We start from the raw sequence: 14,396 nt of genomic DNA on the forward strand, positions 1-14,396 counted from the left end.
GCCGGCGTGCACCGGGCCGGCGTGCACCGGGCCGGCGTGCACCGGGCCGGCGTGCACCGGGCCGGCGTGCACCGGGCCGGCGTGCACCGGGCCGGTGGTGCGTGTGCCTAGCGGCCGCGGCCGACCGGCTTCTTGCCCTGGGCCTTCTTGGACACCTGTGCATCCGTGGGCTGCCGGCTGCTGCGGCCGGTGGAGGTGCCGACGGCCGGACTGTAGTTCCCGGCCGGGGCGTTGTTGACCGGTGCGGTGTTGGCCGCAGTGTTGCCGGCGGGTGTGTTGGTGGCCGGCGCCGACAGGGACGAGCTGGAGGACGGCGGCGCCGGGACGGGCGTGAACCCGGGCGGATACTGCCCCGGCTGGTTGCCGAGCACCGGGTTGTGGTGCATCCCGTACATCTCGTAGCCGGGGTCGTCCGCGACCCGGCCCGGGTCGGTGTGGGCATGGTGCACGATGTCGGCCGCCGTGGCCCCGCCGGCCACCCACGAACCCGCTCCGCCGACCATCTTGGTGGTCGCCGACTCCTGGTCGGCCACGGCGGCGTAGGTGTTCAGCGCCGTGGACGCCAGCCGGCCGAGGCTCGCGCTGACCTGGACGGGGTCCACGTGGCCGCCCGCCCGGTGCTGCTGGACCTGGCCGTAGAGCTCGTAGCCGGCCACCCCCGCCTGCGCGGCGATGCCGACGCCGTTCACGATCGTGGCGGCCCGGCCGGACGTGAACTGCGAGGCGCCCTGGACGATCGTCGGCGTGACGTCGACCAGTGCCTTCACGATGCGGGACTTGTTCTCCGCGACCCACGCGGCGGCACTCTTGCTCCACCGCGCGACCTGCCGGCCCTGCGGCTGGTCCGTGTTGACCGCGTAGAACTGCCGGGCTGTCTGGTCGTACACGCCGGTGCCCGCACCGGTGAACAGCGCGGGCGCGTCGTCCGGGACCGCCGCGCTGGAGACCCGGGCCCGCGCCCGCCGTCCGTCGTCGGAGATCCTTACGGACGAGTAGGAACTGGCGTTGGAATTGGCGCTGTCGTCCGAGTGTTCGGATCCTGCCATGTCACCCTTCCTTCCGGGAGGTGAGCGCTCCCTGGGGAGCCTGTGACGGCGCCGGGACCGGCACCGCCGACCGGATGGCTGCACCGATCGCGAACACAACGCGGCAGCGGGGGTGGACGGTTCATCCCCTTCGCCCCGCACGCGCCGCGCCGGACCCGGGCGTTCGCCCGGCGGCCCGTCATGACCACGGGGACGGCGGCGGGGGAGGCGGCGGCGGTCCGAAGGGATCCATGGTCTCGACGGTGGGTGCCGCCTTCGGCCGGTGCATGCCGGGCTTGCAGCCCGCGAACGGGCCCTGCGGGTCGCGCAGGCTGTCCATGACCGACGACAGGTGGTCGCGGTGCCAGACGGCCGGTCCGGTCATGTCGGAGCCGGGCCCGGTCAGATCGCCCCAGGCGAGCCACAGGCCGTGCAACCGGGCCACGGCCTCGGGGTGTTCCCACCAGACGGAGCACCAGGGGGACTGGGAGCTGACCTCCCTGCCGTAGACCGGCAGCAGCACGTGGTGCGTCCACAGGGTCAGTTGGCGCAGCGTCTGCGCGTACGCGGGTCCGTCCAGGTAGAGGATGAAGCGCGGCGGGCTGGGCGACTCCCCGCCGGGTGCGGGGGAGGACGTGTCGGCCCGGCCCCCGGCGGCCGAGGGGGATGTCTGAGTGGTGGACATGGCAATCTCCTGCTGAGGGGTGGACTCGGAGGACCTCGGGTGGTCAGGCGTCGGGCCGCACCACCCCGAGGATCTCCATCGACCCGGCCGGCGCCACGGTCACGTGCCGCCCCGGGCGGGGAGCGTGGATCATCCGGCCGCCTCCGATGTAGAGGGAGACGTGGCTCGCGTCGGCGTTGTAGATGATCAGGTCACCGGGACGCATCCTCGTCACCGGGACGCGGGGCAGCCGCCGCCACTGCTCCTGCGAGGTCCGCGGGATCGGAACACCCGCCTTCAGCCACGCCTGTGAGGTCAGGCCGGAGCAGTCGTAGGAGCCGGGACCCTCGGCGCCCCAGACGTACGGCTTGCCGAGCTCACGCCGGGCGAAGGCGACGGCCTCGCGGCCCGCGGGGCCGCCCTCGGTGCCGGCGTCGTCGAGGACACCCGTGCGCACCCAGTCCGCCTGCGCCTCGTCGGCGGCCCTGCGCTCCAGCGCGGCCAGTTCCCGGCGCTGTGTGCTCTCCAGCCGCGACTCCACCTTCCGGGCCTCGTCGATGCGCGACAGGATCGTCCTGCGGTGGGAGCCGAGGGAACCGCGGTTCCTCCGCAGCCGCCCCAGCTCCGCGCCCGCCGCGTCGCTGCGGGTGCGCAGTTCCTCCTGCGTCGTGGTCAGGCTGCCGACCGTCCGCCGGGTGGCCAGCTGCGCCTGCCGGGCCAGGGACGCGTTGTCCAGCGCGCGTTCCGGATCGCGGGCGAGGGCGAACTGCACTTCGGCGGGGACACCGCCCCCGCGGTACTGGGAGCGGGCCGCCGCCCCGGCCAGTGCGGTCAGACGGCTCAGTTTCCGCTCGGCCGCGGCCACTTGGGCCCGGAGCGTACCGAGGCGCTTCTCCTGCCGGGCGACCCTGCCGTCCAGCGCGTTGTACTTCTCCGTGGCGACCTCCGCCCGGTGGTAGAGGCGGTCGAGTTCGGCGCGCACCTCGGGAAGGGTCTGCGGTTCGGCGCCGGCGGGCGGATGGAGCGTCGCCGTCAGGGCCAGGGCCAGCGTGACGACGGCCGCCGTCCGGCGGCCGTGCGCGCCCGGGTTCTGTGTCATGCGGTTCGTGGCTCCTTCGTGGTCACGGGGGCACCCGCACAACGGACCCGTGCCCCGTGGAGGTTCAAGGACGGTGTGAACCGGGAGGCCCCCGTGGGCCGTTGTGCCCACAGGGCGTCGGCGAAGGGGTTGATGTGAACGCACAGGTGGTGCTGCTCGCGCTGTGCACGGGGCTCGGCCTCGGCTTCCTGCTGGCCGCGGTCCGGGCGCTGGCGACGGCCGCCTCCCTGTGGGCGCGCGGACGGCGCGTGACGGGACGGGTGACGGCGCGCGCGTCGACGGACCGCGGGCGCGGCGGGCTGGTGGTGTTCTCCGACCACCTGGGCAGGGACTTCGTCCTCGATCCCGGGCCGCTCGGGCCGTTCTGCGGAGTGCCGCCGGTCGGCGGCAGCGTGCCGGTCGTGCATGCGCGCGAGCGCCCCGCCCGGGCCAGGCTGTGGACGACCCGGCATCTGCTGGCGCCGTCGTTCGGGTGGTTCCTGTCCGCCACCGTGGCGTTCGGCACCGGGCTCGTGACGGCGGGATGAGCCCGTCCCGCGCCCGGCGGATCGACGAACTCGACGTGCTGCGCGGGTTCGCCCTGTCCGGCATCCTGGTGGTCAACGCCCTGCTGATGGCGGGCCCGTACACGGTCTTCGGAGGGGGGCCCGGATCCTCGGGGGCGGACCGCGTCGCAGCGTGGGCGGTGACCGCCCTGGTCACGGCCAAGTTCTACGTCCTGTTCTCCTTCCTCTTCGGCTACAGCTTCGCCCTCCAGGCCCGGTCCGCGCGCCGGGCCGGTGCCGCCTTCGCGCCCCGTCACCTGCGGCGCACGGCGGGCCTGTTCGTCCTGGGCGCGGCGCACGCGGTCCTGCTGTACCCCGGGGACGTCCTGACGACGTACGCCGTCCTCGCTCTCGTGCTGTACGGGCTGAGCGGGCTCGGCGTCCGGGCGCTGCTGCGGGTGGCGGCCGCCCTGCTGCTGCTCCTGGCGGCCCTGCTGCTCGGGTACGGGCTGCTGACCGTCGCCCTCACCGAATCGGTCACCGCCACCTCCTGCACACCCGGGGACGCCGCGCGGGCCGCCGCCTACCGGGGTGACGCCGCCTCGGTTGTGGGCACGCATCTGCGTGACCTGCCGGCCGCGCTCGGCGCCGATCTGCTGTACGCGCCCGCGATGCTGGCCGCGTTCCTGGGCGGGCTGGCCGCGGCGAAGTCCCGGCTGGCCGAGCGACGCGGAAAGGACCGCGCGTGGCTGCGGCGGACCGCCCTGCGCCTGCTCCCGCTCGGTCTCGGCGGTGCCGTGGTCGCCGCCTGCTGCGCGAGCGGGCCGCTGGACGGCCGCTGGTTCCTCGTCGGGCAGGCGGTCACCGTCCTGACCGCCCCGGCGCTCGCCGCGTCGTACGCCTGCGGTCTGCTTCTGCTGCTCACGGGCCGGACCAAAACCCGCCGGCGGGCGGTGGCCGGTGTGCTCTCCGCCGCGGGGCGCACGGCCCTCACCCACTACCTCACCCAGTCACTCGTCCTCGCCTGCGTCTTCTCCGGGTACGGACTGGGCCTGTACGACCGGGCCGGCACGGTCACGGTCCTGACCGGCTGCGTCCTGCTCTACGCCGCCCAGCTCGCGCTCGGCGCACGGCTGTCGGCGCGGACGCGGTACGGGCCGGCCGAGTGGGTGCTGCGCGCCGTGACGCTGGCCCGGCGCCCCGAAGGCCCGCCGCGGACGGTCACGAAACCCGCTTGGACAGCGGCACCCCCCGCGTCCCGGCCGGACCCGCGGCGGAGCGCGGAGCCGGGAGACGGCGTGCGGCCCGCTCCGTGATGGCCGCCGTCTCCGCCTTGGCCGCCGCCGAGATCCCCGCCGTGCCGGGCTCCTTGTACCAGGGGCGCAGCCGGATCAGCGCGGGCTTGACGCCGGTGGCGAGCAGCAGGGCCGTGCCCTTGGGCAGAGCACGGATGCGGTCCGGCGGCAGGACGGCCTCCTGGCGGTAGGAGTACGACCGGGACGTGCCCTCCTTGCCGCGCGAGACGGTGGGGGTGCGGACGTCGTGCTGGCCGACGAGCGTGGAGATCTTCTGCACGAAGTCGGCGTCGTCCAGACCCGCGCCGAGGAGTTTGACCGTCGCCGCGCTCCACAGCGCGTCCATGCCGACCTCGCCCCAGACCCGGGCACCCTGGCGGTAACTCTGCAGCAGCGTGACGACGTTGATGCCACGGGAGCCGAAGTGCGAGTACAGGTCGGGCAGATCGGAGATGCGGCAGACGTTGGCCGCCTCGTCGAGGACCGCGGTCAGCGGCGGATCCAGCCGGCCGCCCATGCGCTCGGCGGCGACCACCCCGGCCCGCATCGTCGCGTCAGCGAGCCCGGCGATCACGCCGGCCGCGGAACCGCCGCCGTCCTTGGAGAGCAGGTAGAGCGTGTCCCGGCCGAGGACATGCAGGTCGGGGCGGAACTCCGGCAGCCGCGGGTCGGGCGAGACCCAGGCGAGGATCTCCGGGTCGAGCAGGCAGGAGACCGTCTGGCGGGCGGTCTCGTAGATGCCGTCCCGGGTCTCGACCGCACCGCGGACGGTGCCCTGCAACTGCTCGGCCATCGCCACGAGCCCGGCGTCGCGCAGCAGGTCGACCGGGGTGCGGTCGGCGGGGTCGGCGAGCCAGCCGAGCAGTTCGGGCAGATGGGTCCCGCTGCGGGCCGCCGCCAGGAAGAGCGCGGTGAGGGTGTTCTGGGCGGCCGAGATCCAGAAGTCCTTCTTCGCCGTGTCGTCGTTGACGGACGCCACGAAGTGACCGGCCATGCGGCGGGCGCCCTCGATGGTGTGGCACTCGCCGAGCAGGTCCCACCACAGGGCCCGCGGGGTGTGCGCGATCCCCTGCGGGTCGAACGTCCAGACCGTGCCCGCCTTCTCGCGTTCGGCGCGGGTGACGGCGTACACGTCCGACTTGTTGGACGTGAGCAGGACCGCGCCCTGGGCGCGCAGCACCCGGGGGACCGCGATGCCGGTGGACTTGCCGGCCCGCGGCGCCATCAGGTCGAGCTCCACGTCCTCGTGACTGCTGCGCAACTCCGGCCCGTTCGGCATGAGGTCGCCCAGGAGGTTGCCGGTCTCGTCCGGGTGGAGCCGGTCACGGCCCTCCAGGGTGGGACGCAGTTCGCGGGCGCGGGCCTCGATGCCCCTGGGGCACATCCCGGCGAGTTCACGCCGCCCGGCCAGGCCCTTGGTGCGGCCGGCCCGGCCCAGCAGAGAGCGCGTCAGCAGGGCGGCGGGCAGGGCGAGGAGCGTCAGCAGCCCGAGCATGCCTCCGTAGAGCGCCGCGGCCGGTGTCCCGGGCCACAGGCCGCCGGGCCCGCCGGTGACCAGCCGCGTCACGGTGGACAGGGCGAACGGCGGGCCCTGCCAGCCGTTGCCCGTCAGCCCCGACCCGAGGGTCCCGCCGGACCAGACGACGGTGAACATGACCAGACCGGTCCCGGCGAGCGCCACGATCGCCCACGGCAGCTGCTCGTGCGCGCTGCCGGTGCCCGGAGCCCTCACGCGCCCCACCTCCCCGCGTCGCCCCCGGGCGCCGGGCCCTCGGGCGGGCCGGGCAGCGCGTACGCCCCCTCCCGGGCGGCCCGGGCCACCTGCGCGGCGGTGTGGGCGAGTTCCTGCTCGACGGCCCGCTCGACGGTCTGCTCGTTCGCCGTCCACCGGGTGTTGGTGTCGTGCAGCCTGCGTTCGGCGTCGGTGATCGCGACCTTGATCGGGATGCCGGGGCGCCCGCCGACCTTGATGAGGAAACGGCCCCGGCCGGGTGGCTCCTCGTGCTCACCCGAGACCCCCCAGCCGGGCGGGGACGACCACGACGACACGAGCTCGATCTCGCGCCGGGACAGCCCCACCACCTTGCCGAGGTCCTCCATCTCCGCCTTCGGCAGCCCCGCGCACACCACCATGCCCGCCCGCTCCACGAACCCGCGGGCCTTGGCCCGGTCCGCGTCGGTGCCGAGGGCCTCGGCGTCCTTGAGCGTGTGGGTGATCTTGGCGTCCCCCAGACCGAGGGAGCGGTTCAGCCGTGTCAGCGCGTCGATGCGGTCGACGATGCCGGACGCGGCGCGCAGCGGGCGCCACAACTCGTCGAGCACCGTGAAGAACCAGCGCCGCGGCTCCAGACCGGCGTCCGCGAGCGCGTGCGAGGCGGCCACCGTGCCCAGCCCGTCGGACCAGGCGGCGAGCATCGCGGCGGCGGTCAGCTGGGTGTCGGCCTCACCGATGCCCGAGATGTCGATGCACACCGCCGGTGCGGCCGGGTCGATGCGCGTGGAGGTCTCGGAGGCGAACGTGTCGCCCAGCGGACCGTCGAGGATGCCCAGCAGGGAGCGGTGCAGCGGGTCGACGGCGTCCCGGTAGCGGGCGTCGTCGCCCCGGTCGAGGGTGACCGCGCGCACCCGGTCGGGGCCCTCGGCGAGCACCCTGAGCACGTCCGGCAGCAGCACCGTACGGCCCTGCGGGGTACGTTCGCGCAGGTGGTGCAGGACCGCGGAGAGCACCGACTGCTCGTGGTCGTCCATCGGCCGGCCGCGCACGATGGTGATCAGCGCGGCCACCATGTTCAGCACCCGGCCGTGCGTCTCGGCCTTCAGCACCTCGCCCGCCTCGCCGCCGATCCGGGCCGCCGCCGCGCCCATGGCGCCCGGGTCGAGGACGTTGATGCCACCCCGGCCGCGGCCGATGGAGATCACCTGGCCGCCCAGGGCGCGGACCGTGTCGGCGTAGTCGGGCTTGAGGTCACCGAGGACCAGCGGGACGACCCCGGTGGCGGACAGACCGATCAGCATGCGGTTGACGAGCGTGGACTTGCCCAGGCCCGGCATGCCGAGCATGAACAGCGAGGGGTTGGAGATGTAGCGGGCCCGGGTGAACCAGTTCAACGGGTCGCCGCAGACCGTCGCCCCGGTGAACAGGTGCTGCCCCAGCGGCACGCCCGTCATGGGCGAGCCGGAACCCGCGGCGAACGGCCACATGCCGCACGCCTGCACGGTGGTGGCCCGCCACATGGTCGGCGGGTCCAGGTAACCGACCCGCCCGCCCCCGGGCCCGTACCAGCCACGCGGCGGCACGAACAGCTCGCGCGCCCGCGAACCCCCGCTCCCCTTCCGGCCCTTGGGGTTCTTCCCGCCCTTCGGGGCCTTCCGGCCCGTGCGGCCCCCGCTCCGCCCGCCGCCGTCCTCGCCCGCCCCCTCGCCGCGCCCGGGTGCGGCCGGCCGGGCGGCACCCGCTCCTGCGCGCAGCGCGCCCAGTTCCTCGCGCGCCCGCAACTCGGCCAGCCGGTCGGCCTGTTCGGCCCGCCTCTCCTCGCGGCGGCTCACAGCGCCTCCTGCAGTTCGTGGGGGATCAGGGTCTGCTCCCACGGGAGGATCCCGGCGGGCAGCGTGCAGCTGAACGCCGCCGCCTGCATCCGGTCCGCGGGCCGCATCAGCACCCGGGAGGCGGCCGTCAGGTTGCGCACGGTGACGCTCGCGTCGGCGAGCTGCTCCATGGTGTCGACGGTGACCGTCAGCATGAGGGAGAACTCCACGAGCCCGGCGCCCGACGCCTCCTCGGCCGCCGTCTGCTCCGCCGCCCGCATCTCCGAGGCCGCGCGGGCCTGCACCATGCCCCGGCCCGACGTCGCCATGAACTGGGCGCTGCGCCGGTCCGCCTCGACGATCCGGGCCGAGGTGGCCGGGTCGATCGGCCGGTACACCAGAGCGACCCGCTTGCGGCGGGTGCCGGGCGCCGCCTCCAGCATGCCCCGGAGCACCGAGGACCGGACGGTGCCGCGCGGCGCCAGCGTCATCAGCCAGGTCCGGGAGATCCCCGAGTCGTGCTGGTAGCTGCCCACGGTCTCGACGGCGGCCGCGGGGCCGGCGTCCTCCCATTCCAGGCCCGTGCCGCCGTGCCGGGCGCGGGCATCGAGGACGTCGGGGGCGACCGCCGGGTCGTAGGCCACCCGTACGACCTCCGCGATCCGTTCCGCCGACAGCGGGGAGGCCGCTCCGCCGCCCGCCGCCACCAGGCCGCTGAGCAGGCCGGGGATGCGGATGGCGAGGTCGGTGATCACGTCCTCCTTCTTCCGCCGCTGGTTGGCGGGCACGCCGTAGGTGAGGCTGACGTACGTGTGCATCTCGGAGGACGCGGTGGGATACCGCTCGACGACCTCCTCCATCACGGCCCGGGCCGCCGCCGGCGCGTTCGCCCGGATGCGGGGCAGCACCTCGTGGGCGAGCCGGGTGCCGGGGTCGGGGGCCGTCTCCACGATCACCGACGCGCCGCGCAGGCCGGGCTCGTGGGCCAGCCGGGCCAGCCACTCGCCCCACAGCGCGACCCAGACGTCCACCTGGTCGGGGTCGACGAGCGCACCGCCGTCGGGGTCGCAGCCGAGCACGATCGTGTAGAGGTTGCGGCTCGGGTGGTGCAGCACGCCGAAGGGGCGGTCGTAGGCGTCCCGGCCCTCGGTCGCGGTCACCTTGTTGAGCAGGCCCGGCGGACGGAACCGGCCGCCGGGCCGGGCGGACAGCGGCCCGGAGACGTACAGGTGCGCCCCCTTGGCCTTGCGCCGCCGCCAGCCGATGCGCAGGGCCATCAACTGGTAGACGTTGCGGCCGTCCTGGGTGCGGATGGCGAGCGGGACCAGGAGCACCGCGATGGGGGTGAACACCACCATCGCCGCGTACAGCGAGATCAGTGACGCGAGCAGCGTGAGGACGAGCCCGCCGAAGACACCGAAGGTGCCGACGAGACCGAGCGGGCCGAGCCCGGGACGCCGGGGGCGGCGCCAGTTCCCGTAGGTCGGGTGGGTGACGGCTTCCGTGGACATGGGGGTCCGTTTTCCCTTCGTGGAGTGCGCCGGCGTGGTGCGGTGACGGGCCGGGGCACGGGTGGAACGGCTGTGGAGGGCCGGGACCGCCGGGCTCCGCGGGGGGATCGGGAGCCCGGCGGCCGTTCGGGGTGGAGCGGGACGGACGGTCCGGCAGGTACGCAGGACCGTCCGTCCCGCAGGGGTCAGGTGTTGTGCCCCTTGTCCGGGTCGGCACCCTCCAGCGAGCCGGAGGCGGTACGGCCGGCGATCTGTGCCGCCGTCACCGCCGCCCCGACGGCGACACCGACCGGACCGCCCGCCGCCGCGGCGGCCCGGCCCGCGCCCGCGGCCGCCCCGCCCCCGCCGGCACCCCCGCCCGCCCCGGCGCCCGAGGCGCCCGGGCGACCCGCGCCGGGCGCACCCGGCGCGCCGGAGGTTCCGGACGAGCCCTGGGAACCGCCCGAGCCGCCCGAACCGGATGCCCCCGACGCGCCGCGCGGGCCGCTCTGCCCGCCGCCGCCACTGCCGCCGCTGGTTCCGAGCGAGCGGGCCCCGGATGCCAGGGACCCGCCGACCGTGGACATCGCCCCGGACATCGCGGACGCCCCGCCGAGTGCGGCGGTGGCCGGCACGACGAGCTTCAGCAGGGCAGGCAGGGCGACGGCGGACAGCAGCATCACGCCGATACCGGCGATGCGTTCGTTGATGTCGCTGCCGCCGTCCCGACCCGAGCTGATCATGGCCGAACCCGCGTACAGCACCAGCCCGGCCGCCGGTTTGTACAACAGCCAGGCGATCATCCAGCCGAGGTGCTTGCGCCACCAGCCGCCGCCCCAGTCCGTCATCGAGGCGGCGGCGGCCAGCGGAAGCGTGCCCAGCAGCAGGATCATGACGCCGAGGCGGATGTAGAGCAGGATCGTATGGATGATCCCGGCGATCAGCAGCAGGAAGGCGAGCACCAGCAGCAGGAACGACTCGATGCCGTTGCCGTCGGAGCAGGCGCCCACGGCGCTCAGCTGCTTCTCCGCACCCGCGTTGAACAGATAGGTGGAGTAGTCGTCCGACAGGGCGGCGGCGGCCGTGACCACGGTGGTGGCGGCACCCGAGACCAGGACGACCCGCAGGATGCCCTTCAGCGCGGTCGTGCCGGCGTTCCCGCGCCGCTCGATCGCCATCCGGGCCGACGCGAACAACAGCGAGCCGACCGCCAGGTACACCACGATCCACTGGGTCTGGCTGTTGATGTCCTGGGCGGTGGTGGTCCCCGAGAGGGTCGGGATGCCGGTGGTCAGGGCCCCGAACACCGCGATGGCACCCGCGAGTACGGCGTTGGCCACGCCCTCGACGATGGTCCCGATGGGGTCGCCGAGGAAGCTGAAGAAGCCGACCGCGATGTCGACGATGGGATTACCGGTCGGGCACGCCACGTCAAACCCCCCAGATCAGATGGCCGTTGGTTCCCTGGACCGCCTTCACCGGGGTGTGCAGGGCACCGTTGCCGGACGGCTGGACCTTCCAGTCCCCGCCGCTCCAGCGCAGGGCGACCGAGGTCGTGGCGTAGCCCTGACCGGTCTTGAGCAGCAGCTCCACCGTCGCCGCCGAGCCGGAGTAGGCGGGCACCGAGAAACCGGCGTAGGAGGCGGTGGACGAGCCGCCGGACCCGGCGTCCGGGCGGGAGCCGGAGGCGGATCCGCTGTCCGGGCGGGAGCCGGTGTCCGTGGTGCTGCCCGGGGCGTCGTCCCGGACGGTGGACCGCTTGAAGACGAACAGGTCCCGCCCCGGGCCGGCCACCACCTGCTCCTGCGCGATGGTCCGCCAGTCGGGGCCGCTCATGTGCGAGGGAATGATGTGGGCCGCCAGTACGGCCCCGATCGGCGTGTGCGCGAAGCACCACCACACGGGGCCCTGGGTCAGGGTCGGACCGGCCGACGCCGAGACGGGCACGCGCGTCACGCCGAGGGCGCGCCAGTCGACGTCGTCCGGCGGGGCCGTGGGCATGACGGCGCCGTTGCGGTCGTCGGTGCGGCACCCGTCGGGCCGGCCGTCCTTCATGGCCGGGGAACCGGACAGCGGTCCCTTCGACGGCGGGCTGCTCGCGCCGTCGTCCGCGGTGCCCCGGCCCGCCGTCAGGGCGACGATCCCGCTCAGCAGGACGACGACGCCGAGGAACGCCGCCGACACCTGCCAGCCGCGCTGCTTCCAGTACGGCTCCGACGGATCGGACCGGTACCGGCGTTGCTCCCGGTACTCCCTGCGCGTGAACATCTCGATCGTCCCGTCGTCCGTGCCTATTTGAAGACGAAGCCGACCAGCGGACCGGCCGTGGCGACCAGGACGCAGCCGCCGAGCACCATGCCGAGCCGGCTCATGTGTTCGGAACTCTCGCCGCGCTTGAGGGAGATGGCCATCATCGTGCCGGTGATCAGCACCCCGGCGACGCCGGCGGCGGTGCCCGCCCAGGCGGCTATGCCGAGCACGGTGTTGACCTTGGTGGTGAGCGCGCCGGGGGCGTTGCTCTTCGGCTGGGGCACACCGGCGGCGAGCAGGTGGGTGGTTTCGAGGAGCAGGGACATGGGATCTCCGGGTGGTCGGCGCCGCGCGTGAGCGGCGGGCGCGGGGAAGCGGGTGAGTGAGTGGTGCGGAGGGGGTGCCCGGCCCTCAGTGGAGGGACAGGTCACCGAGGAACGCGACGAGCGGACCGGCCGTCGTGGCGAGCAGGCAGGCCAGGGTGACGAAGAAGAAGCCGCGGAAGTACGTGCCGCCCTCGCCCGGTTCGCCGCGCCGCAGCTGGATCGCCATCTGCATGCCGACGATGAGCAGGCCGGCGACGCCCGCGGCCGAGGCGCACCAGGCGAGGACACCGAGGATGGCGCCCGCGTCGGGGCTCGGGGTGTAGGCGGCGAGCCGCCCGCCGAAGGGCAGGGCGCGGCTCGTGAGGGGGGAGGTCATGCTTCGGTTCCTTCGCCGTCTGCGCCCACCAGGTCGGCGAGCACGCTGAGTTGCCGGGGCAGGCGCGCGGGTTGACCGCCCACGCGCCAGGCCGGGATCCACGGCACGCGCTGCACCCGGGCGACCGAGCGGACGACCCGGATGCGGCGCAGCAGGCCGAGGGGGAGCCGCCCGGGGGCGTCGGCGACGAGGACGACACCCAGCAGGTCGATCCCCTGCGGGGCCTTGCCGTCCCGCAGCGCGCCCAACGCCCGTGACACGGCGCGCAGTCCGCGCGCGCTCGTCCGGCCGACCAGCAGGACCCGGCGCGGCTCACCCCGCGCGGGCTCCGGCCAGCGCGCGCCCACGTCGACCCCGCCGAGCGCTTCGGCGAGCGAGGTGGCACCGGCCCCGCCGTGGGCCTTGACCCACGCGATCTCCTCCCGTGACCTCCCGCGCGCCGGGGCACGCCGCACCGGGTCGCCCCAGGGAGCCTCGCCGCCATCGGTGGCCGGGGCGGAGGTCCGCGGAGCGGAGACGGCCGGGCCCCGGCGAGTGGCCCGCCCCGGCGCCGTGCCGGATCCCGGCAGTCGGTCGGGGACCGAGCCCCCGGGGGTGGCCTGCCCCGGCCCTCTGCCAGGCCCCGGTGAGGTGCCCGGCCCCGGCGCGGAACCTGGGCGGGGCGCCCGCGCGGCGTTCGGAGCCGTCGTGGTCGCATGACCCGTCGACGGCGCCGGGCCCTGCCCCGCGCTCGGCGGGACGCCCGTGCCGGAGGTACCGCCGGCGGGGGCCGCCGGCCGTCCGGGCTTCGGTCCCCGGACCCATGACTGGGGGTTCGACGGCGTCGCCTCAGGAGTGCTCATGTGCGGTCAGCCCTCCTTCTCCGCCGGCGCTTCGGCTGTGCTGTGTCATCTGATGTCCACGGGTTTGAACTGAATTGCTCCCGGGCCCGTTTCGATCTCCCGAGCCCGTCGACAGCACAACGGGCCGTCCAGCCGTCGCGGTTCAAGGCAAGAGGAAGAAGGCGGGCCCCATGAGTGCGGGCACGGGAGAAAGCGGGGAGGGCGGCGCCTCCACCGCCGTCCGGAACACCATCGCCGCCGGCACCGGCTGCGGCTGCCTGCTGTCGCCGCTCGCGCTGCTCGGCACCCTGGTCGTGATCGTCATCATCGGCGGCTTCGGCGTCCTGCTGGCGCCGCTCATCGCGTTGATCCTTCTGTTCTCGGGCGGCGGAGACGGTTCCGCCGGTGCGGACGACGCGGACGAGGTGATCGCCGTCTTCAACGGCGACGGTGGCGGTGAGCTGGACTCCTCGACGGTGCCTGAGGACCTGGTGGAGCCGATCGAGGAGGCCGGTGAGCTGTGCGGGGCGGTCGGCCCGGTCGTCATCGCCTCGCAGCTCGAGCGGGAGTCCGGCTTCAACCGGGAACTGGTCGGCGAGAACGGCGAGGAGGGCATCTCCCAACTGCCGCCCGAGGTCTTCGAGAAGTACGGCGAGGACGACGACGACAACGACAAGACCTCCGCCTTCGACGCCGAGGACTCGATCATGGCCCAGGGGCGTCATCTGTGCGATCTGGCCGGTCAGGCCCAGCGGATGATCGACGCGAACGAGGCCACCGGCAGCGTCCTGGACCTCGCGCTGGCCGGCTACCACGTGGGGATGGACGCCGTGCGCGCTGCCAAGGGGGTGCCGCAGACGAACGAGGCGCAGGGCTACGTCCTCGCCGTCCGGGCCCAGTTCGCCAAGTACGCGGGTGTGGCCGCCCCGCCTCCCGGCGCCACACCGGGAGTCACTCCGGGCATCACACCGGGAACGGACCCGGACCCCAGCGCTTCCCCGTCCGCGTCCGCCGCTTCCGGCGTCTGAGCGTCAGGAGGA

At 74.6% G+C, this 14,396-nt stretch carries 14 protein-coding genes; 3 read left to right on the forward strand and 11 right to left on the reverse strand.

What is annotated here, in order from left to right; genetic code table 11:
* Nucleotides 1-107: 107 nt before the first annotated feature.
* The 3 genes from AB0B29_RS31160 to AB0B29_RS31170 form a co-directional block, all read right to left on the reverse strand.
* On the reverse strand, nucleotides 108-1,046 hold the full coding sequence (locus AB0B29_RS31160) for a hypothetical protein (RefSeq protein ID WP_362244960.1): 939 nt from the start codon (nucleotides 1,044-1,046) through the stop codon (nucleotides 108-110).
* Between the two features lie 178 nt (nucleotides 1,047-1,224).
* Nucleotides 1,225-1,710 carry a DUF4913 domain-containing protein gene (locus AB0B29_RS31165; protein WP_362244962.1) on the reverse strand — a complete coding sequence of 162 codons (486 nt, stop codon included), beginning with the start codon at nucleotides 1,708-1,710 and terminating at the stop codon, nucleotides 1,225-1,227.
* A gap of 43 nt (nucleotides 1,711-1,753) precedes the next feature.
* A complete protein-coding gene (locus AB0B29_RS31170) occupies nucleotides 1,754-2,788 on the reverse strand; it encodes a C40 family peptidase (RefSeq protein WP_362244964.1) in 1,035 nt (344 codons plus the stop codon).
* A gap of 134 nt (nucleotides 2,789-2,922) precedes the next feature.
* On the opposite strand from AB0B29_RS31170, the gene AB0B29_RS31175 reads away from it, so the two are divergent.
* Complete coding sequence (locus tag AB0B29_RS31175; RefSeq protein WP_362244966.1) at nucleotides 2,923-3,315, forward strand: hypothetical protein; 393 nt, start codon at nucleotides 2,923-2,925, stop codon at nucleotides 3,313-3,315.
* Complete coding sequence (locus AB0B29_RS31180) at nucleotides 3,312-4,589, forward strand: DUF418 domain-containing protein (protein WP_362244968.1); 1,278 nt, start codon at nucleotides 3,312-3,314, stop codon at nucleotides 4,587-4,589. The genes AB0B29_RS31175 and AB0B29_RS31180 overlap by 4 nt, the downstream gene beginning before the upstream one ends.
* On the opposite strand, the gene AB0B29_RS31185 is transcribed toward AB0B29_RS31180, so the two are convergent.
* From AB0B29_RS31185 to AB0B29_RS31220, 8 genes are all read right to left on the reverse strand, one after another.
* On the reverse strand, nucleotides 4,495-6,300 hold the full coding sequence (locus tag AB0B29_RS31185) for a type IV secretory system conjugative DNA transfer family protein (protein WP_436845921.1): 1,806 nt from the start codon (nucleotides 6,298-6,300) through the stop codon (nucleotides 4,495-4,497). The two genes, AB0B29_RS31180 and AB0B29_RS31185, sit on opposite strands and share 95 nt — an antisense overlap.
* Nucleotides 6,297-7,802, reverse strand: a complete 1,506-nt coding sequence (locus AB0B29_RS31190) for an ATP/GTP-binding protein (RefSeq protein ID WP_436845930.1) — start codon at nucleotides 7,800-7,802, stop codon at nucleotides 6,297-6,299. The genes AB0B29_RS31185 and AB0B29_RS31190 overlap by 4 nt, the downstream gene beginning before the upstream one ends.
* A gap of 308 nt (nucleotides 7,803-8,110) precedes the next feature.
* Nucleotides 8,111-9,604, reverse strand: a complete 1,494-nt coding sequence (locus AB0B29_RS31195; protein WP_362244972.1) for an SCO6880 family protein — start codon at nucleotides 9,602-9,604, stop codon at nucleotides 8,111-8,113.
* A 185-nt stretch (nucleotides 9,605-9,789) separates the two neighbouring features.
* Nucleotides 9,790-11,013: a hypothetical protein gene (locus AB0B29_RS31200; RefSeq protein WP_362244973.1), complete on the reverse strand. Its 1,224-nt coding sequence runs from the start codon at nucleotides 11,011-11,013 to the stop codon at nucleotides 9,790-9,792.
* Between the two features lies 1 nt (nucleotide 11,014).
* Nucleotides 11,015-11,851: a hypothetical protein gene (locus AB0B29_RS31205; RefSeq protein WP_362244975.1), complete on the reverse strand. Its 837-nt coding sequence runs from the start codon at nucleotides 11,849-11,851 to the stop codon at nucleotides 11,015-11,017.
* Nucleotides 11,852-11,874: 23 nt separating this feature from the next.
* Complete coding sequence (locus AB0B29_RS31210) at nucleotides 11,875-12,159, reverse strand: hypothetical protein (RefSeq protein WP_362244977.1); 285 nt, start codon at nucleotides 12,157-12,159, stop codon at nucleotides 11,875-11,877.
* Nucleotides 12,160-12,244: 85 nt separating this feature from the next.
* Nucleotides 12,245-12,535, reverse strand: coding sequence for a hypothetical protein (locus AB0B29_RS31215; protein ID WP_362244979.1), 291 nt, complete (start codon nucleotides 12,533-12,535; stop codon nucleotides 12,245-12,247).
* Nucleotides 12,532-12,990 (reverse strand): DUF6668 family protein, encoded by a 459-nt coding sequence (locus tag AB0B29_RS31220; protein WP_362244981.1) that lies wholly within the window; start codon nucleotides 12,988-12,990, stop codon nucleotides 12,532-12,534. The genes AB0B29_RS31215 and AB0B29_RS31220 overlap by 4 nt, the downstream gene beginning before the upstream one ends.
* A 557-nt stretch (nucleotides 12,991-13,547) precedes the next feature.
* Here AB0B29_RS31220 and AB0B29_RS31225 point away from each other — a divergent pair.
* Nucleotides 13,548-14,384, forward strand: coding sequence for a transglycosylase SLT domain-containing protein (locus AB0B29_RS31225; protein WP_362244983.1), 837 nt, complete (start codon nucleotides 13,548-13,550; stop codon nucleotides 14,382-14,384).
* Nucleotides 14,385-14,396 lie beyond the last annotated feature (12 nt).

Source organism: Streptomyces tibetensis (genome assembly GCF_040647715.1).
GTDB lineage: Bacteria > Actinomycetota > Actinomycetes > Streptomycetales > Streptomycetaceae > Streptomyces > Streptomyces tibetensis_A.

What these genes read in the sequence shown, in the direction of transcription:
- AB0B29_RS31190 (WP_436845930.1), bottom strand. Translation starts at nt 7,802, where the DNA reads ATGTGGCGGGCCACCACCGTGCAGGCGTGCGGCATGTGGCCGTTCGCC.
- AB0B29_RS31225 (WP_362244983.1), top strand. Translation starts at nt 13,548, where the DNA reads ATGAGTGCGGGCACGGGAGAAAGCGGGGAGGGCGGCGCCTCCACCGCC.
- AB0B29_RS31165 (WP_362244962.1), bottom strand. Translation starts at nt 1,710, where the DNA reads ATGTCCACCACTCAGACATCCCCCTCGGCCGCCGGGGGCCGGGCCGAC.
- AB0B29_RS31180 (WP_362244968.1), top strand. Translation starts at nt 3,312, where the DNA reads ATGAGCCCGTCCCGCGCCCGGCGGATCGACGAACTCGACGTGCTGCGC.
- AB0B29_RS31170 (WP_362244964.1), bottom strand. Translation starts at nt 2,788, where the DNA reads ATGACACAGAACCCGGGCGCGCACGGCCGCCGGACGGCGGCCGTCGTC.
- AB0B29_RS31205 (WP_362244975.1), bottom strand. Translation starts at nt 11,851, where the DNA reads ATGTTCACGCGCAGGGAGTACCGGGAGCAACGCCGGTACCGGTCCGAT.
- AB0B29_RS31160 (WP_362244960.1), bottom strand. Translation starts at nt 1,046, where the DNA reads ATGGCAGGATCCGAACACTCGGACGACAGCGCCAATTCCAACGCCAGT.
- AB0B29_RS31195 (WP_362244972.1), bottom strand. Translation starts at nt 9,604, where the DNA reads ATGTCCACGGAAGCCGTCACCCACCCGACCTACGGGAACTGGCGCCGC.
- AB0B29_RS31210 (WP_362244977.1), bottom strand. Translation starts at nt 12,159, where the DNA reads ATGTCCCTGCTCCTCGAAACCACCCACCTGCTCGCCGCCGGTGTGCCC.
- AB0B29_RS31215 (WP_362244979.1), bottom strand. Translation starts at nt 12,535, where the DNA reads ATGACCTCCCCCCTCACGAGCCGCGCCCTGCCCTTCGGCGGGCGGCTC.